This is a genomic window from Bradyrhizobium sp. USDA 372 (genome assembly GCF_053629095.1).
Window position 1 is genome coordinate 1,406,302 of sequence record NZ_JBRJHR010000001.1, and the last position, 17,874, is coordinate 1,424,175.

A 17,874-nucleotide genomic window follows, 5' to 3' on the forward strand; every position below is an offset into this window, starting at 1 on the left:
GACATCCGGAAAGCACAACGACAGCGCCGCTTCCTGATATCGCGATCGATGCAATGAAACAACTTTGAGTTGCCTCAACCCGCAAAAGTCAGCGAAGCTGGATGCGCGCCGTGATGGTGACGAGGAGTCAGTCGTCTCAAACGCGATGCAGGTTCACGAGCCTCACGCTCAAACCGCCTCGCGCAGCAATCCACTCGCCAGCTCTCGAAACGCATCAACGGCCTTGCTCAACACACTCTTGGGATCGTCGGCGGCCGCGACCCACAACGCGGCGCTGAGCGCAGCGCCGTTCAGCAACCGCCCCGCCGCTTCGACGTCGACCGGCTTCACGACCCCCTGCTCGATCAGCGCGCGGATCGTTCGCATGGTGATGTCGAGACAGGCGTTCTCGCCGGGCCATTTGGAGGGATCGCCGAGCACGGCAGGTCCATCCAGAAGCATGATGCGCTGGATCTCGGGGTCGAGCGCCATTTCGATATAGGCGCTTCCCTCCGCGAGCAGGCCCAGCCACAGGCTGGGCGCTTGCTCCCGGGCGATGCGGAGCCGCTCCGCCATCTCCCCATCGATCTGCTCGACGACGGCCCAGAGCAGCCCCTTCTTGTCTTCGAAGTTGTGATACAGCGCGCCCCGCGTCAGACCGACGGCGGCAGTGAGGTCGTCCATCGACGCGGCCGCATAGCCCTGCGTGGCGAATGCCTCGCGGGCGGCGCGGATGAGCTTGGCCCGATTTTCCGCCATGGCCGCGGCGCGCTTCCCCTTTGCCACTCGACCCCCTTGACATACGCCTCGTATGTGAATGATATCTGACATACGAAACGTATCTGAAAATGCCGCGAAACGCCACCCATGGAACGCCCACGTTCCATCCGCCCCCATCCATCGATTGAAAGGCTCCTGCCATGCCCCAGCGAGAGGCAATCTTCCCCGCAAACCGCCACGCACTCTATCAAGTGCATCGCTATTCCGCGGCGATCCGCTCCGGTGACTTGCTCTTCGTGTCGGGGCAGGTCGGCAGCCGCGAGGACGGCTCGCCCGAGCCGGTGTTCGAGGACCAGGTCCGGCGCGCGTTCGCCAATTTGCGTGCCGTGCTCGCAGCTGGTGGATGCACGTTGGACGATGTCGTCGACGTCACCACGTTTCACACCGATCCGGCGAGCCAGATCGAGACGGTGATGGCCGTTCGCACCGAGGAGATCGGCGATCCGCCCTATCCGAACTGGACGGCCGTCGGCGTGAATTGGCTTGCTGGCTTCGACTTCGAGATCAAGGTCATCGCCCGCATTCCTGTGCTCCAGTAAGCCTTTTGGGCGGCCATACGCCGGCCGCCGCCAGGCTCCTTGGGCAGGCTACTTGTTGGCGTCGTCTGCCAGCATCTTGCGGTACTTCTCGACGTCACGCGTCACGAGCTTTTGCAGCACTTCCGGCGTATGCTCGTCGGCATCGGGGGCAACGGTCGACAGATCGGCGAAGCGCTTCTTCACCGCCTCGGTCTCGACGGCCGTGCGTGCCGCCGCATTCAGCTTGGCGAGGACGGCCGGCGGCGTGCCCTTGGGCGCGAACAGGCCGTTCCAGCCCTGCGCCTCGAACTCGGGCAGGCCTGCTTCCGCCGAGGTCGGCAGATCCGGCAGCGTCGCGAGCCGAACGGTCGAGCCGACCACGAGGCCCTTCACCAGCTTGTCGTTGATTGCTTGGGACACCGAGGCGGCCGCGTCGCAGACGCCGTCGATCTGGCCGCCGATCGCGTCAGTCAGTGCCGGCGCGGCGCCGCGATAGCCGACCAGCGTCGCATCGATCCCCGCTGATGTGACGAAGCTCTTGCAGATCAGATAGTTGGAGGAGCCGACGCCGGCATGGCCGAGATTGATCTTGCCCGGATTGGCCTTGGCATAGGCGATGAACTCCTTGAGGTCCTTCGCCGGAAAGTCCTTGCGCAGCGCGATGATGCCGAACGTCTTCGCCACCATCGCGATCGGCACGAAGGACTCAGGGGTGAACGGCAGTTTTGGATAGATCGTATAGGTCGCCGCATTGGTGCCGGCATTGCCGATCGCGATGGTGTAGCCGTCAGGCTCGGCGCGGGCGGCCCGCGCCAGCGCGGTCGAGCCGCCGGCGCCGGCAACATTCTCGATCACGATGGTCTGACCGAGCGCAATCCCCATCTGCTCGGCAACCGCCCGCGCGATCACGTCCGAGGTGCCCCCTGCCGCGAACGGCACGATCATGGTGATGGGACGCTTGGGATAATCTTGCGCGGATGCGCAAGTCGCTACTGAAAATGTCGCGAACGTTAGCGCCGCGACTGCGGCGAGAGCACGCTTCACCAGGAACGAGATCACGCGGCTTTTTCCAGATGCTGGGCGAGACCGGCGAACAGGCCGCGGCCGTCGGTGCAGCCCATGATGTCTTCGACGTGGTTTTCCGGATGCGGCATCATGCCGAGCACGTTGCCCCTGTCGTTGACGATGCCGGCGATGGAATGTGCCGCGCCGTTGATGTTGGCGGCCTCGTCGACCACGCCATCGGCGGAGCAGTAGCGATAGAGCACCCGCCCCTCGCCTTCGAGCCGCTTGATGGTCTCTTCGTCCGCCTCGTAATTGCCCTCGCCGTGCGCGACCGGCACGCGGATCACCTGACCGGCATTGTAGCCGCGGGTGAACGGCGTGTCGGAGCGTTCGACGCGCAGATGCACGTCGCGGCAGATGAATTTCAGCCGCGCATTGCGCATCAAGACGCCCGGCAGGAGGCCGGACTCGCAGAGGATCTGAAAACCGTTGCAGACGCCGAGCACGAGGCCGCCCTTGGCCGCATAGTCGCGCACCGCGTCCATCACCGGCGCGCGTGCCGCAATCGCGCCGCAGCGCAGATAATCGCCGTAGGAGAAGCCGCCGGGCACGACCACGAGATCGGTGCCCGCAGGCAGCGAGGTCTCGGCGTGCCAGACCATTGCAGGCTCGCTGCCGGAGATCAGCCTCAGGGCGCGCGCCATGTCGCGCTCGCGATTGATTCCGGGAAAGACGAGAATGGCGGCTTTCATGGCAGAGGTTCCGACGCGGCTGGGAATGAGGCTGGCCGACCGGCCAATTCGTGAACAGACATAACCATTTGACGGAGATTTTACCAGTGCTAGCGTGGCGGAGCGCCGTTGTACACAGGCCATAGCCACTCGCTTTGGTCACTTGATTTGCCCGGGATTGAAGCCATGAACGTCCCGTCGCTGCCCGCATTCCCCTCCGAACCGGTGTCCACCGAGGGCGTCGTCGCCGCCGGCGCTTATGTCGACGGCCGCCGCGTCGCCAATATCGCCATCAGCGAGGCCTCGAGTTGGCGAGCCAAGCCCGGCCACGTCGTGTGGATCGGGCTGCACGAGCCCGACATGGCGCTGCTCGGCGCGGTGCAGAAGCAGTTCGACCTGCACGACCTCGCCATCGAGGACGCCAACCACGCCCATCAGCGGCCGAAGATCGAGCAATATGGCGAGGCCCTGTTCATCGTCGCGCGCACCGCGCAATTGGTCGAGGGACGCATTGCCTTCGGCGAGACCCACATCTTCGTCGGCGAAGGCTATCTGGTCTCGGTGCGCCACGGCGCTTCGACATCCTACACGCCGGTGCGCGAACGCTGCGAGAGCTGCCCGCGGGCGCTCGCACGCGGCGAGGATTACATCCTCTACGCCATCCTCGATTTCATCGTCGACAATTACTCGCCCGTGCTGGAAAGCATTCACGAAGAGATCGAGAAGATCGAGGACGACGTGCTCGCGCACGCGATCACCAAGACGCAGATCGAGCGGCTCTACATGCTGCGGCGTGACCTGTTGCGGCTCCGTAACGCAATCGGGCCGCTGGTGGAGGTCTGCCGCCGTCTCGAGCACGATGAGCTGTCGATGGTGCGCGCGACGATGCAGCCTCTGTTCCGCGACGTCACCGACCATGTCCGCAACATCCAGGAGCGCATCGATTCCATGCGCGAGGTGCTGGCCTTCGCCTTCGAGGCGAGCCTGCTGGTCGGCCAGGCCCACGAGACCGCGGTGTCGAAGAAGCTCGCGTCCTGGCTCGCCATCATCGCCATCCCGACCGCGCTCGCCGGCATCTACGGCATGAACTTCAAGCACATGCCGGAGCTGGAATGGGAGTACGGCTACTTCATGCTGCTCGGCGTCATGCTGACCGCCTGCGGGTCGCTGTACTGGCGCTTTCGGCGGGTGGGATGGCTGTGACGCTCTGAACCGAGGCTATCGAACAGGCGCCTCGTTCAGTTCTAGCCTGCGCTCGATCCGGTCAAGCCTGCCCTCATGCCTCACCAGCGTGGCATGAACCGCCGCGATCTCCTGAAAGACACTCGTGACATCCTGGCGAGCGGCATTTTGGGACGTTCGCAACGCCAGAATTTCCTGCTTCGTCTCATCGATCTTGCCATCGACCTGCGCCAGTCGCGCCTGGATCGGCTTCAACACCTCGAACATGAGCTCGGCCGTCACGTCGGGCATTTGGCCTGTTCCTTACGCTTTCATCTCGATCGCATAATTCTCGATCACGGTGTTCGCCAAGAGCTTGTCGGCGGCTTCCTTCAGTGCTGCCTCCGCCTTGGCCTTGTCGGCGCCGGCGAGCTCGATGTCGAACACCTTGCCCTGGCGGACGCTGGCGACGCCGTCGACGCCGAGCGACTTCAGCGCGCCTTCGATGGCCTTGCCTTGCGGATCGAGGATGCCCGTCTTCAGGGTAACGGTGACACGTGCCTTCACGTCAAAAGTCCTCTTCAGCTCTTCACCAGCACCGGGCCGGTGCCCTGGGGACGCTCGTTCTCCATGAGGATGCCGAGACGCTTTGCAACTTCCGTATAGGCTTCCAGCAGACCACCGAGGTCGCGGCGGAAACGATCCTTGTCGAGCTTCTCGTTCGACTTGATGTCCCACAGACGGCAGCTGTCCGGCGAGATCTCGTCGGCGACGATGATGCGCATCATCTCGTTCTCGAACAGGCGGCCGCACTCCATCTTGAAGTCGACGAGGCGGATGCCGATGCCGAGGAAGAGGCCGGTGAGGAAGTCGTTGACGCGGATGGCGAGCGCCATGATGTCGTCGATCTCCTGCGGCGTCGCCCAGCCGAAGGCGGTGATGTGCTCTTCCGACACCATGGGGTCGTTGAGCTGGTCGTTCTTGTAATAGAATTCGATGATCGAGCGGGGCAGCTGCGTGCCCTCCTCGATGCCGAGGCGCTGCGACAGCGAGCCGGCGGCGACGTTCCGCACCACCACTTCCAGGGGCACGATCTCGACCTCGCGAATCAACTGCTCGCGCATGTTGAGGCGGCGAATGAAATGGGTCGGCACCCCGATGTCGTTGAGGTGCTGAAACAGGTACTCTGAGATCCGGTTGTTGAGGACACCCTTGCCCTCGATCACCTGATGCTTTTTCGCATTGAACGCGGTGGCGTCGTCCTTGAAGTGCTGGATCAGGGTACCGGGCTCCGGGCCTTCGTAAAGAACCTTTGCCTTGCCTTCATAAATGCGACGCCGACGGCTCATGGGGATGTACCGTGTTTTGTTGAAATCCATGAATTTGGTGTGCTCCGGTTGACTTGGATTACGACCCACAGCGGAGCTGCCGTGAACGGCCAGGAACCCATCGATAACCCTTTGGAAACAGAACGGGAACCAAGCCTCAGGCAACCTATCCGATTGGCTGTCCGAGCACAATCGATCCGGCCGTCCGGCGCCAACTTATACCGTCTTGCCTGCGGCTTAACGGCCCGTTGTTTTGCCGATTCGTGCTATCTATGTAGGCATGCAGCCGGGTCGCCGCAACGGAAGGCTCCGCTCCATTCAGCGAGGATTTGGAACAAGGTATGAGCGAGTTCGATAAGCGCCAGGAAGGCTTCGAGAAGAAGTACGCCCTCGACGAGGAGCAGAAGTTCAAGGCGGAGGCCCGCCGCAACCGGCTGCTCGGCCTGTGGGCGGCCGAGAAGCTCGGCATCACCGGCGATGCCGCCACCGCCTATGCCAAGGAGGTGGTCGCGGCCGATTTCGAGGAGGCCGGCGATGCCGACGTCCTGCGCAAGCTGACGGCCGATTTCGCCGCCAAGAACGTCGCCGTCACCGAGCAGGCGATTCGCGCCAAGATGAGCGAGCTGCTCGCGGTTGCCGCCGCCGAGGTGAAGGCGGGGAAATGACGCTAAGCGTCATTCCGGGGCGCTCCAACGGCGCGAACTCAGGTGCGCAATTGCGCACCTGAGAATCTCGAGATTCCGGATCGCCGCTGCCGCGCCGACCGGAACGACGGAAAAACCAAATCACTCCTCCTTGAAGCCGTATTCCGGCACGTTGCCGCTGGCGCCGTAATATTTGTACGGCAGGAACTTGCCGCTCATGGTGATCTTGACGCGGTCGCCCTTGGGGTTGGCGACGCGCTCGATGCCCATGTCGAAGTCGATCGCCGACATGATGCCGTCGCCGAATTCCTCCTCGATCAGCGCCTTCCAGGCCGGGCCGTTCACCATCACCATCTCGTAGAAGCGGTAGATCAGCGGGTCGGTCGGCGGCATCGGCGTGCCGGTGCCGCGCATCGGCACCTCGTTGAGCATGGCAACTTCCGCCTTCGACAGGCCGAACAGCTCGCCGGCATTGGCCGCCTGCGGCTTTGTCAGCTTCATCTGGCCCATGATCGCACCGACGATCAGAACCTCGGAATAGCCGCCGATCTTTTCGCAGATGTGCTTCCAGCTCCAGCCCTTCTCGCGCTTGATGTCGAGCAGCTTCTCGGTGAGGTCTTCGCGCTTCATTGTCGGGGTCTCCTTGCTAGGCGCTCAATCCGGGATTTGTCCCCGGCATCCAGGTCTGTCGCGGCTCTTCGCCGGTCGATGCGATCGAAAGGCCGGGTTTGCCGATCTGCACCGTCGGCACGTTGCGCGGATCGTGATCGGGCCTTTCAGTGGTGAAGGTCTTGCTGCGCGTCACCAGGAAATCGATGATGTGGTTGCGCAGCGCGTAGTAGAGTGGATGGCGGTGCAGATCGGTGCGGCCGCGATCCCGCGGCAGGGGGTTCTCGATCACCTCCGCCAGCACCGCGCCGGGACCGTTGGTCATCAGGAAGATCTTGTCGGCGAGATAGATCGCCTCGTCGACGTCATGGGTGATCATGAACGCGGTCTGCCCGGTCTCCAGGCAAATGCGCCGCACCTCGTCCTGCAGCGTGCCGCGCGTCAGCGCGTCCAGCGCCGAGAACGGCTCGTCCATCAGCATCATCTTCGGCGTGATCGACAGCGCCCGCGCGATGCCGACGCGCTGCTTCATGCCACCCGACAGCTCCGACGGACGCTTGTGCTCGGAGCCGGAGAGTCCGACGAGATCGATGAATTCTTGCGCATGCGCCTTGACTTTGGCCCGGTCCCAGCTCCGCCATTTCGAGCTGACGGCATAGCTGACGTTGCCAAGCACGGTGCGCCAGGGCAGCAGCGCATGGCTCTGGAAGATCACGGCGCGGTCGAGGCTGGTGCCCGAGATCGCCTGCCCGTCGACGATGACCGCGCCCTCGCTCGGCGCATCGAGGCCGGCGAGGATGTTGAGCACCGTCGTCTTGCCGCAGCCGGAATGGCCGATCACGCAGGCAAACTCGCCGCGCGCCATCGAGAGCCAAAGGTTCTCGAAGATGGTGGTCGTCGCGCCGCCCGCGCCGGGATAGCGCTTGGCAATGCCTTCGATCGAGATGAACTTGTCGGTCATCGCCTCTACTCCGGAAACGTGACCATGCGCGTGAAGCGCGCCAGGATCTGGTCGAGCAGCATGCCGACGATCCCGATCAAGAGGATCGCGATGATGACGTTGGTGATCGACAAATTATTCCACTCGTTCCAGACGAAATAGCCGATGCCGGTGCCGCCGACGAGCATCTCGGCCGCGACGATCACGAGCCAGGCAATGCCGATCGAGATGCGCATGCCGGTCAGGATCGTCGGCGCCGCTGCCGGCAGGATCACGGTGAAGGCGCGCCTGACCGTGCCGACCTCCAGCGTCCGCGCCACGTTGATCCATTCCTTGCGCACGGTCGCGACGCCAAACACCGTGTTGAGCAGCATCGGCCAGATCGAGCAGATGAAGATGACGAAGATCGCCGAGACCGAGGAATCCTTGATGGTGTAGAGCGCGAGCGGCATCCAGGCCAAGGGCGAGATCGGCTTCAAGACCTGGATGAACGGATCGAGCGCCTTGCTCAGCAGCGGCGACATCCCGATCAGGAAGCCGAGCGGGATCGCCACTAGCACGGCCAGCAGATAGCCGGTGCCGACGCGCGCGATGGAATAAGCGAGCTGGATGCCGAGCCCCTTGTCGTTCGGCCCGTTGTCGTAGAACGGCCGCTTCAGGTGCTCCCAGAGTTTTGCGCCGACATCGAGCGGCCCGGGCATCGCCGATTTGCCTTGCGTCGCCGTGAGGCCCATCAGCTTGGCGTATTCCGGGCTCATCGTCGTCACCGGCGCAGTGGAGCGCGTGGCGAGATGCCAGATGCCGAGAAAGGCGGCGAGCAGCACGATCGAGACGAGGCCCGCGCGAAGGCGAAGGGAGGTGGTCATCATGCATATCCCCGGTATCGTGTCCCGGGCGCGGCGCAGCGCGAAGCGATGCGACGCAGAACCGGGACCCATGCGGCAGGACTGGGTCCCGGCCCTGCGAAGCAGCACTGCGTGCTGCATCGCGTCCGGGACACAAGAGTGCCCATCATCACGACGCCTTCCTGATCTTGAAGCTCGCGACGTAGTCCTCCGGCTTCGCCGGATCGAAATTCTTCCCCATCACCGCGAACGACTTGTAGGCACTCGCCGGCGGCGTCAGCCCCATCTCGGTCATCAGCTTCTTGGTATCGGTCGCCAGATACGCCTGCTCGGCCACCGCCTTGTAATCGACGTCGCCCTTGATCTGGCCCCAGCGCTTCATCTGCGTCAGCATCCACACCGCAAAGGACTGCCAGGGGAACGGATCGAAATCGACGCGCTTGGGATCGGTCTTCACGCCACCAAGGCCGTCGGCATAGGTCCCGGTCAAAACCTGCTCCAGCACGGTGACCGGCGCGTTGATGTAGTTCGCAGGCGCGATCGCCTCGGCGATCTGCTTGCGGTTCTCCGCCTTCGAGGCGTAGGCGGTGGCATCGACGATCGCCCGCGTCAGCGCCGCGAAGCTGTTCGGCGCCGTCGTGATGAATTCGCGGCTTGCGGCAAAGCTGCAGCAGGGATGGCCGTCCCAGATCTCCTTGGAGAGCAGATGCATGAAGCCGACGCCGTCATAGATCGCGCGCTGGCAGATGTTGTCGGGCGCAAGGAAGCCGTCGATGTTGTCGGCACGCAAATTCGCGACCATCTCCGGCGGCGGCACCGAGCGCAGCTGCACGTCGGTATCGGGATCGAGACCGTGCTCGGCCAGATAGTAGCGCAAGAGGTAATTGTGCATGGAATAGTCGAAGGGGATGGCGAATTTCAGCCCCTTCCAGTCCTTCGGATCGCGCTTGTCCTTGTGCTTGGTAGCGAGCACGATGCCCTGCCCGTTGATGTTCTCGATTGCAGGCACGGCGAAAGGAATGGCGTTGGCGCCAAGACCGAGCGAGATCGCGATCGGCATCGGCGCCAGCATATGCGCGGCGTCGTATTCCTTGTTGATGGTCTTGTCGCGGATCACGGCCCAGCCGGCGGTCTTCACCACTTCGACATTGAGGCCGTGCTTGGCATAGAAGCCCATTGGCGCTGCCATGATGATCGGCGTGGCGCAGGTGATCGGGATGAAGCCGACCTTGAGGTCCTTCTTCTCGGGCGCGCCGGCTTGCGCGAACACCTCGGTCGCCGTCTTGAGCGGGAAGAACTGCGACAGTGCCGCGAGCGCGGTCGATGCACCGACCGACTTCAGGAAAGCGCGCCGCGCCACGTCCTGCGGAAACAGGGCGCGCATCACGGCGGAAGCGACCACGCCCTCATAACGCTTCTCTTCGCTTGCGACCGGTTCGCAGTGCAGCGCCGTCGCCTGCTCGTGCTCAGCTGCGGAACGATGCTGGCCGCAAACACAGCCGGCTCGAAGGTTGCGATCGGGATCAAACGGATTGTCGAACGTGGACATCGGCCCTCCTGCGCGTCGTTGCGAGGAGCAATTACGCAAGGAGCATGCCATGCCCCTTCGGCCGGCCAGTGCCTTGATGACGCAGCACTTTCACCCGCGCTTGGCCGCTACGAAAACTCGTGATAAACGAAATCTCGTAGTTCAATTACGAGATCTCGCAAGGCAACGACGCCAATGCCCGTCCACGACGATGTGGCCCCTGTCATCGACCCGCGCATCGCAGCCTTCGAATCCTCGGTCGAAGCGACACTGCTGGTCGATCCCTACGGCGACCAGATCGTCGATGCCAATCCCGCCGCCTGTGCCCTGCTCGGCTACGACCGCGCCCTGCTGCGGCAGACCAGGGCCAGCACGCTCCACGCCGGCGAGCTTGCCGCCCTCACCGTCTTCACCCAGGCCGTGCTGCACAAGGGCGCCTACTGGACCACGGCGCTCAATCCCCGCCACGCGACCGGGCAAGATCTCCGGCTCGAATATGCCGGCTGCCTGCTGCCGCATGACGGCCGCACGCTGCTGCTGCTGACGCTGACCGATCTCGAAGCGCGCCGCCGGCGCAATGTCGATGCCGCCGCCGAAGACCATATGCGCGGCGGCATCTCGACCTGGCAGCGGGTCGAGCGCGTATTCCAGGACATCGAGCGCGAGAACCAGTTGATCCTGCGCGCCGCCGGCGAAGGCATCTATGGCGTCAACGCCGAAGGCAAGACCACCTTCGTCAATCCCGCGGCCGAGCGGATGCTGGGTTGGACCGCCGAGGAGCTGGTCGGCAAGGAGATCCACCCGATCGTCCACCACACCCACCACGACGGCCGGCACTATCACAATCATGATTGCCCGATCTATGCGGCGTTCCGCGACGGCGCCGTGCACCAGGTCGACGGCGAGGTGTTTTGGCGCAAGGACGGCTCGCCCGCCTGGGTCGAGTACACCTCGACGCCGATCCGCGACCGCGGCGTCGTGGTCGGCGCCGTCGTGGTGTTTCGCGACGTCAGCCAGCGCCGCGAGGCCGACGAGAAGCTGCACGCCGCCCTTGCCGAGGTCGACCGGCTGCGCGAGCGGCTCGAGCTGGAGAACGCCTATCTCCAGGAGGAAATCCGCATCGAAACCAATCCGCGCGGCATCATCGGCGGCAGCGAGGCGATCCAGAAGACACTGCGCCAGGTCAAGCTGGTGGCGCCGACCACCGCGGCTGTGATGATCACCGGCGAGTCCGGCACCGGCAAGGAGCTGATCGCCCGCGCCATCCATGAGGATTCCACCCGCAGCGACCGCCCGCTGATCCGCGTCAACTGCGCCGCGATCCCGCGCGAACTGTTCGAGAGCGAGTTCTTCGGCCATGTCCGCGGCGCCTTCACCGGCGCAACGCGCGACCGCATCGGCCGCTTCGAGCTTGCCGACGGCGGCACGCTGTTCCTCGACGAGGTCGGCGAGATCCCGCTCGAGCTGCAAGGCAAACTGCTGCGCGTGTTGCAGGAGGGGCATTTCGAGCGCGTCGGCCAGGAGCGCACCCGCGCGGTCGACGTCCGCGTCATCGCCGCGACCAATCGCGATCTCAAGCAGGAGGTCCAGCGCGGCCGCTTTCGCGAGGATCTCTACTTCCGCCTCAACGTATTCCCGATCGAGACTGTCCCCCTGCGCGAGCGGCGCGAGGATATTCCGTTGCTCGCGCAGCACTTTTTAACGCGCGAGGGCAAGGCGCTGAAATCGAGTTTGCGCCTGTCGGAGGGCGATGCACGGCGGCTGACCCGTTACGACTGGCCCGGCAATGTCCGCGAACTGCAGAACGTGATCGAGCGCGCTGCGATCCTGTCGCAGAACGGCCGCCTGCGCATCGATCTGCCGGACACTTCAGGTGCACAAGCACCTACCGGCGCCGCCCGTCAGAAGGCCGACGCGCGCTCCGCCGTGATGACGTCGTCGGAAATGCGCGACCACGAGCGCGCCAACATCCTGGCCGCGCTCGAGGCCTGCGCCGGAAAAGTGTTCGGCCCCGGCGGCGCGGCCGAGATGCTCGACATCAAGCCGACCACGCTGGCCTCGCGGATCAAGGCGCTGGGAATTACGCCTCGTCCGCGGGCCACTAAAGCAGGATAGTCTTGGTCATATCGATGTGAGACGGAGAACACCTCTCCCGAAGGGAGAGGTCGGATCGCATCGAAAGATGCGATCCGGGTGAGGGGTTTCAGTCCCACCGAGTACGGCGCCCCCTCACCCGGATTGCTTAGGCGCGCAATTGCGCGCCATAGCAATCCGACCTCTCCCCGTTGGGGAGAGGTGGACCGAACTCTGCGGCGACTGGCGGCTCACGCCGCCTTGGTCGTCACGTCAGCTGCGATCGGCAGGCCCTGCTCGATCGGCAGCGAGGGATCGCGCGACCATTCGTTCCAGGAGCCGAAATACATCCGCACGTCCTTCACGCCGGCGTTCTTCAGCGCCAGGAACGTGTTCGAGGCGCGCGCGCCCTTGAAGCAGTAGAGATAGACCGGCGTCGTCTGCGAGATGCCGACGGTGGCGCATTCGGCCAAAATCTCGTCCTTGGACTTGAAGCGCGGGCCCTCGGCGGTCGGCTTCATCATCCGATACCATTCCAGCCACACGGCACCCGGGATGCGGCCCTTGCGCGGGCAGAAGTCCTTGCCGTAGGGAGAGGAGCTGTCGCCGATCCACTCGTCGACGTCGCGCACGTCGAGGATCGCGATGCCCGGCTTGCCGACGGCACCGAGCATGGTCTTGGCATCGATCAGGATCTCACTGGCTTCCGGCACGATCGCGAACGAAGCCTTCGCCGGCGTCGGCACGTCCTTGGTCACCGGGAAGCCCGCGGCCGACCAGGCGTCGAAGCCGCCATGCAGCACCTTCACCTTGGGATAGCCGAGCATGGTGAGCAGGTAATAGCCGCGGCAGGACTGCCCGAAGCCGGAGTTCATCGACTGCTCGTAGATGACGGCGGTCTCCTTGCCGGAGAGACCCGCGCCACCGAACGCATCGGCGAATTTTGTCTTGAGCTCGGCCATTCCTTCCGGCGTCGAGGTCGCCAGGAACGTGAAGATCTCATGCACGTTGACGGCGCCCGGCAGGTGCCCGGCGGCGTAAGCATCGGGATTGCGGGTGTCGATCACGACACACGGCTCGGTCTTCAAGAGATCGGCGAGTTCGACGGCAGTGATCAGAACGTCAGTCATGGCAGCCTCTCCGTTGAGGTTGGTGGGTCTTCGGGTGGACTCGTAAAAACTTTAAGGCTCGGAACTCAGAAATCGGCGAGCATCTTGCGCAGCTGCTTGGTGGCGGGCGTGACGATCGCGACGAAATAGGCCTCGCGCAGACGCCGCTGCGCGCGGTGGCTCTTCAGGTAGCCGCGGGCGCCACAATGCAGCATCGCTGCATGCGCCGCCGCGACGCTGGCTTCGCCGGCGCGAAGCCGCAGCGCGATCACCTTGCGCCAGTAGGTCTCCTCCTCGTTGTAGGGATCGCGCGCCAGCGCCATGGCCTCGGCCTCGAGCTCGGCGGCGAGCTCGCGGAAGTGCACCGGCTGCTGCGGCAGATAGCGGTTGATATGGCCGAGGGGATTGTCGACCTCGTCCATGATGTTGATGCAATCCTTGATCACCCCGAGCGCCATGCCGGCCTGGAGCAGGATGAAGCCGGCGCGGATCTTCTTGACGAAGGGCGCGGCGGGATCGGCGAGGATCAGCTCATCAGGCACGAAAGCGTCGCGGAACTGCACGCCATAAGTGCCGGTGCCGTCCATGGCGAGGAACGGCTTGCACGGTGTCAGCGTGATCGCCGGGTCGGAGCAATCGGCCAGGAACATGACCGTCCTGGGCTCGCCACTTGCGATGCCCGGCTCGTCCTCGCGCTCGAAGATAGTGCCGAAGAAATGATCGGGGCCGAGATTGGAGACCCAGGGCAGCGCACCGCGCACGATGTAGCCGCCCTCGACCTTGCGGCCCTTCAGCTTCAGCTTCTCGATGCCGAAAAAGCTCTTCATGGGATTGGAGAGCCCGGTGCCGCCGAGCACGCGACCGGTCGAGAAGGCATCGCCGAAGCGCTTGGCGAGCTTCACATTGGTGGAATTCGCCGCGTACCACACCAGCGTGTTCTGGCACCAGGCCATGAAGGCCGTCGCCCCGCAGACCTCGCCGATCGCCGCCATCGCCTGGATCGCGCAGCGCAGATCGGCGGGGCCTTCGTGCGGCACGTGGCTGCCCCACGCTCCGACCGCGCCGAACTTGCGCAGCACCTCGGCCGGATAGACCGATCCGTCGTCGATGCCGGCGGCCAGCGGCGCGAGCTCTTCGCGCGCGATCCGCGCCACCTCGCCCGCAATGGACGGTGCGGGCTGATCCAGAACGTCGGCCCGCGATAAAGCCAGTGAACCCATGATCGTCTCCCGCACCCTGTCCTGATTGCCGCTCTGCTAGATGCCGACCTCGAGATTGACCGGCCGGGTGAAGGTGTTGGCGACCGGCGACCATTTCTTCACATGGGCGACCAGCGCGTTGATCTCGTCCGGCGAGATGCCCTCGCATTCCATGTCGACCTTGACGCGGACGTCGGTGAATCCGACCGGCTTGTCGGAGGTGTCGCCGGTGCCCCAGACCGCGGTGATGTTGAGATCGCCTTCGAGCTCGAGCTCGAGCTTGTTGACGATCCAGCCGCGGTGCACGGCGTTGGCATGCAGGCCGACCGCAAGGCACGAGCCGAGCGCGGCCAGCGAGGCTTCCGACGGATTGGGCGCAGTGTCGTCACCGAGCAGACCCGGCGGCTCGTCGACGATGTAGGGCGGCAGGTTGCGGATATAGTTGGCGTGGCGGAATTTGCCTTCCGCGACCGTCTTGCACTTCAAGGTCTTGATGACCTTCGGATTTGCCTTGCCGTTGGCAATCAGTTGCTCGAGCCCGTTCTTGTCGATGGGCGCGAGGCACCCCGTCAGCACTGTCTTCTGAACGACGGCAGTCATCAGTCTTCTCCCTGGCAGAAGTGGAAATCGGCAGGATACCGAACGGTCTGTTTCCTTGCATGGAGCGTGCCAGAGCCCGCGAAAAACAAAAGGCGAAGCTTTGGAGCCGCTTAAGCCTTCCTGCCTGCGGATTGGTCAGCCGGTCCTTGCTCAAAGGCGATGCAGACCGGCCAGGCTCTGCGAATCTTTTCAGCGCGAAACAGATGCGGCTTGCTGATGCGGCACGGCTGCGGGTAAGTTTGAGTCCATGGCAAAGACGTCATCGAGAAAGAATTCGCCCCATACTGCCGCCGCCGAGGACGAGTCGGCACGCGGTCGCCTCTTGAGCGCGGCGACGCATCTGTTCTGCAAGAACGGCATCAACGCCACCGGCATCGATGCGATCATCGAGGAGGCCGGCACCGCCAAGACCACGCTCTACAAATTGTTCGGCTCCAAGACCAACCTCGTCAACGCGGTGCTGGAGAGCGAAGGCAAGCAATGGCGCGAATGGTTCATCGGCGCCATGGAGCAAGGCGGCGGCGATGCGCAGGCAAAGCTGACGCGCATCTTCCCCGCACTGAAGAGCTGGTTCGCCGAGGAGCGCTTCTACGGCTGCCCCTTCATCAACGCCGTCGGCGAGCACGACAAGGACGCAAAACAGTTCCGCAACATCGCGCTGAAGCACAAGAAGATCGTGCTCGGCCACATCGAGAAGCTCGCCGGCGAGCTCGGCTCAGCCGAGCCCGCGGTGCTGGCGCATCAGCTCGGCCTCATCATCGACGGCGCCATCGTCGCCGCGATGATCTCGCGCGACCCGGGGGTGGCGGATACGGCCGCACTTACCGCAGGCCCCCTGCTCGGCCAGGCCAAGGCGAAGAAGAAGCGCGCAGCGGAACAGCTGGAGGCGGTCTAAACGCGCTGGTCTCGTAGCCCGCATGGAGCGCAGCGGATGCGGGAACACCGTCCGGGATTGCGCTCCGCTGCCGAGCATCGAGAAGCGTTGAACCCATGTTCGATCAAAGCTACCCTTGAAAATCTTCGTCCAGCAAAAACAAGATCCAAGGGGACGTCATGGTTCGCAAGATAACGGCGTTCGCAATCGTTGCCACGAGTATGTGGATCGCGGGCATCGCGGATGTTGAGGCGCAGCGGCCGGAGCTCAGCGCGCCTGACCTGGTCCTCATCAACGGAAAGGTTCTGACGCTGGACGAGCGATCGACGGTCACGGAGGCGGTGGCCGTCGCAGATGGAAAGATCCTGGCAACCGGATCCAGTGCTTCGATAAGGGCGCTTGCGGGCGCCCGGACCCGCGTGATCGATGTGTCGGGCAAGACCGTCATCCCTGGATTGATCGATACACACGCTCACTTCAAGGCCGCTGGTCTGGGCGACTACGTCGTCATCATGGGCCGAGCCAAGACGGTCGCGGAAGCACTCGAGGCTATCAAGGCATTTGCTGCGAAGAAGAAGCCGGGCGAGTGGATTGTAGGTGGCGCGTGGCATCCGCCTTCCCAATTGGCCGAGAAGCGTTATCTCACGAGGCAGGAAATCGACAGCGTCGCTCCAGACAATCCGGTCTATCTGCGCACTGTCGGGCACTTCTCGATGGCGAATACGATGGCTCTGCAGCGGGTCGGAATCGACAAGACCACCGAGGACCCAAGTGGGGGAAAGTTTGAGCGCGACGCCGCCGGCGAATTGACCGGCCTGCTTGTGGAGACAGCGATCGATCGGGTCGAGAAGGCCGTACCGCCCTGGACAGAAGACGACGAAATCCGACAATTCACCATTGCAGAAGGCGTACTGAACAGCTTCGGCATCACCAGCGTGGTCGAGGGAGCGACAGAGGCGCGCGACATCCGCATCTTGCGGAAGCTTGTCGCGTCCGGAAAAGCCACTTTGCGCACCGGCGCGATGTTTCGGCCCGAGCCCCCGGCCGATCTGACCGCCTGGGAGGCGATCATCGCAGGCAACGGAGCCTCCTCGGGTTTCGGCGACGATTGGCTCAAGTTCGCCGGCATCAAGATCTTCTACGACGGCGGCATGACGCTGAAGACGGCGCTCATGCGCGACGTGTATCCCGATTCACATGACAACTACCATGGCATTGCGCAGCAAACGCCCGAGCGGCTGAAGCAACTCATCTCCATCTGCAACCGTTATGACTGGCGTGTCGGTGTTCACGTGGTGGGTGACCTTGGTATTGACCAGGTGCTCGATGCATTCGAGGCGGTGGACAAGGAAAAATCGATCCGCGACCGTCGCTTCGTCCTCATTCACGCCAGCCTGATCCGGCCAGAACAGATGGAGCGCGCGCAAAAGCTGGGAGTGCGCATCGATTTCCAGAACGTTTTCATGTGGGACAAGGCAGCCACCGTCGAACGATTTCTCGGGAAAGCGACCGCTGACCGCGCCGTACCGACCCGGACGTTGATCGAAAAAATGGGGCTCAACAGCCTCGGCGCCGGCACGGATTTTCCCGTGAACCCGATCAATCCCTTCCTCAACATGTACATCATGGTCACCAGGAAGGACCCCAACGGAAACGTCTACGGCTCGGCAGAAGCCATCACGCGCGAGCAGGCCCTACGGCTCTACAGCAGCGCGGCTTCGCGCTACACGTTCGATGAGGAGCGCAAGGGGACCATTGAGCCCGGAAAGCTTGCCGACATCGTGGTGCTCTCCGCCGACTACACAATCGTGCCGGAGGAGCAGATCAAGGACATCAAAGCGGACATGACGCTCGTGGGCGGCAAGGTTGTGTTTCAGCGCTGAGTCGTAGGGTGGGCAAAGGCGCAGCGCTGTGCCCACGACTTTTTTCATGTTTGCAGAGACATGGTGGG

At 63.7% G+C, this 17,874-nt stretch carries 19 protein-coding genes; 6 read left to right on the top strand and 13 right to left on the bottom strand.

Going from position 1 to position 17,874, the window contains the following annotated elements; all coding sequences use genetic code 11:
* Positions 1-168 precede the first annotated feature (168 nt).
* Positions 169-738, bottom strand: a complete 570-nt coding sequence (locus AB7M16_RS06965) for a TetR/AcrR family transcriptional regulator (RefSeq protein ID WP_212258018.1) — start codon at positions 736-738, stop codon at positions 169-171.
* A 161-nt stretch (positions 739-899) separates the two neighbouring features.
* On the opposite strand from AB7M16_RS06965, the gene AB7M16_RS06970 reads away from it, so the two are divergent.
* Positions 900-1,298 carry a RidA family protein gene (locus AB7M16_RS06970; RefSeq protein ID WP_453943465.1) on the top strand — a complete coding sequence of 133 codons (399 nt, stop codon included), beginning with the start codon at positions 900-902 and terminating at the stop codon, positions 1,296-1,298.
* A gap of 48 nt (positions 1,299-1,346) precedes the next feature.
* Here the strand turns inward: AB7M16_RS06970 and AB7M16_RS06975 are convergent, their stop codons facing one another.
* Together AB7M16_RS06975 and purQ are read right to left on the bottom strand one after the other, a co-directional pair.
* The gene (locus AB7M16_RS06975) at positions 1,347-2,336 is read right to left on the bottom strand and encodes a tripartite tricarboxylate transporter substrate binding protein BugD (protein WP_453943466.1); all 990 of its coding nucleotides are present in this window, start codon (positions 2,334-2,336) and stop codon (positions 1,347-1,349) included.
* Complete coding sequence (gene purQ, locus AB7M16_RS06980; protein WP_172782952.1) at positions 2,333-3,034, bottom strand: phosphoribosylformylglycinamidine synthase subunit PurQ; 702 nt, start codon at positions 3,032-3,034, stop codon at positions 2,333-2,335. Before purQ ends, AB7M16_RS06975 begins: the two co-directional genes overlap by 4 nt.
* Before the next feature lie 165 nt (positions 3,035-3,199).
* Between purQ and AB7M16_RS06985 the strand changes: the two genes are divergently transcribed.
* Positions 3,200-4,216 carry a magnesium and cobalt transport protein CorA gene (locus AB7M16_RS06985; protein ID WP_212258014.1) on the top strand — a complete coding sequence of 339 codons (1,017 nt, stop codon included), beginning with the start codon at positions 3,200-3,202 and terminating at the stop codon, positions 4,214-4,216.
* A gap of 15 nt (positions 4,217-4,231) precedes the next feature.
* Here AB7M16_RS06985 and AB7M16_RS06990 read toward each other — a convergent pair whose 3' ends face one another.
* The 3 genes from AB7M16_RS06990 to purC are packed head-to-tail and all read right to left on the bottom strand — an operon-like array spanning position 4,232 to position 5,523.
* Entirely contained in the window at positions 4,232-4,486 is a 255-nt protein-coding gene (locus tag AB7M16_RS06990; RefSeq protein WP_172782949.1) for a hypothetical protein, read from the bottom strand.
* 12 nt (positions 4,487-4,498) lie between these two features.
* The gene (gene purS / locus AB7M16_RS06995; RefSeq protein WP_036012950.1) at positions 4,499-4,741 is read right to left on the bottom strand and encodes a phosphoribosylformylglycinamidine synthase subunit PurS; all 243 of its coding nucleotides are present in this window, start codon (positions 4,739-4,741) and stop codon (positions 4,499-4,501) included.
* Between the two features lie 14 nt (positions 4,742-4,755).
* Positions 4,756-5,523 (bottom strand): phosphoribosylaminoimidazolesuccinocarboxamide synthase, encoded by a 768-nt coding sequence (gene purC, locus AB7M16_RS07000; protein WP_172782948.1) that lies wholly within the window; start codon positions 5,521-5,523, stop codon positions 4,756-4,758.
* A 320-nt stretch (positions 5,524-5,843) separates the two neighbouring features.
* Here purC and AB7M16_RS07005 point away from each other — a divergent pair, with 320 nt between their 5' ends.
* Positions 5,844-6,167 (top strand): DUF1476 domain-containing protein, encoded by a 324-nt coding sequence (locus AB7M16_RS07005; RefSeq protein WP_172782947.1) that lies wholly within the window; start codon positions 5,844-5,846, stop codon positions 6,165-6,167.
* 120 nt (positions 6,168-6,287) lie between these two features.
* Here AB7M16_RS07005 and cynS read toward each other — a convergent pair whose 3' ends face one another.
* The 4 genes from cynS to AB7M16_RS07025 all read right to left on the bottom strand — a co-directional run bounded on the left by cynS (position 6,288) and on the right by AB7M16_RS07025 (position 10,089).
* Positions 6,288-6,776 carry a cyanase gene (gene cynS, locus AB7M16_RS07010; protein ID WP_025037304.1) on the bottom strand — a complete coding sequence of 163 codons (489 nt, stop codon included), beginning with the start codon at positions 6,774-6,776 and terminating at the stop codon, positions 6,288-6,290.
* A gap of 16 nt (positions 6,777-6,792) precedes the next feature.
* On the bottom strand, positions 6,793-7,716 hold the full coding sequence (locus AB7M16_RS07015) for an ABC transporter ATP-binding protein (protein ID WP_453943467.1): 924 nt from the start codon (positions 7,714-7,716) through the stop codon (positions 6,793-6,795).
* Between the two features lie 5 nt (positions 7,717-7,721).
* A complete protein-coding gene (ntrB, locus tag AB7M16_RS07020) occupies positions 7,722-8,561 on the bottom strand; it encodes a nitrate ABC transporter permease (RefSeq protein WP_453943468.1) in 840 nt (279 codons plus the stop codon).
* A 148-nt stretch (positions 8,562-8,709) separates the two neighbouring features.
* Positions 8,710-10,089, bottom strand: coding sequence for a CmpA/NrtA family ABC transporter substrate-binding protein (locus AB7M16_RS07025; protein ID WP_453943469.1), 1,380 nt, complete (start codon positions 10,087-10,089; stop codon positions 8,710-8,712).
* Between the two features lie 174 nt (positions 10,090-10,263).
* Between AB7M16_RS07025 and AB7M16_RS07030 the strand changes: the two genes are divergently transcribed.
* Positions 10,264-12,183: a sigma 54-interacting transcriptional regulator gene (locus AB7M16_RS07030; RefSeq protein ID WP_453943470.1), complete on the top strand. Its 1,920-nt coding sequence runs from the start codon at positions 10,264-10,266 to the stop codon at positions 12,181-12,183.
* 209 nt (positions 12,184-12,392) lie between these two features.
* On the opposite strand, the gene AB7M16_RS07035 is transcribed toward AB7M16_RS07030, so the two are convergent.
* The 3 genes from AB7M16_RS07035 to AB7M16_RS07045 form a co-directional block, all read right to left on the bottom strand.
* On the bottom strand, positions 12,393-13,271 hold the full coding sequence (locus tag AB7M16_RS07035; protein ID WP_453943471.1) for a sulfurtransferase: 879 nt from the start codon (positions 13,269-13,271) through the stop codon (positions 12,393-12,395).
* Positions 13,272-13,336: 65 nt separating this feature from the next.
* Complete coding sequence (locus AB7M16_RS07040) at positions 13,337-14,470, bottom strand: acyl-CoA dehydrogenase family protein (protein WP_453943472.1); 1,134 nt, start codon at positions 14,468-14,470, stop codon at positions 13,337-13,339.
* Between the two features lie 36 nt (positions 14,471-14,506).
* Entirely contained in the window at positions 14,507-15,049 is a 543-nt protein-coding gene (locus AB7M16_RS07045) for an OsmC family protein (protein WP_027576569.1), read from the bottom strand.
* A 247-nt stretch (positions 15,050-15,296) separates the two neighbouring features.
* On the opposite strand from AB7M16_RS07045, the gene AB7M16_RS07050 reads away from it, so the two are divergent.
* Both AB7M16_RS07050 and AB7M16_RS07055 read left to right on the top strand, forming a co-directional pair.
* The gene (locus AB7M16_RS07050; protein WP_453943473.1) at positions 15,297-15,944 is read left to right on the top strand and encodes a TetR/AcrR family transcriptional regulator; all 648 of its coding nucleotides are present in this window, start codon (positions 15,297-15,299) and stop codon (positions 15,942-15,944) included.
* A gap of 158 nt (positions 15,945-16,102) precedes the next feature.
* Positions 16,103-17,806: an amidohydrolase gene (locus AB7M16_RS07055; RefSeq protein ID WP_453943474.1), complete on the top strand. Its 1,704-nt coding sequence runs from the start codon at positions 16,103-16,105 to the stop codon at positions 17,804-17,806.
* Positions 17,807-17,874 lie beyond the last annotated feature (68 nt).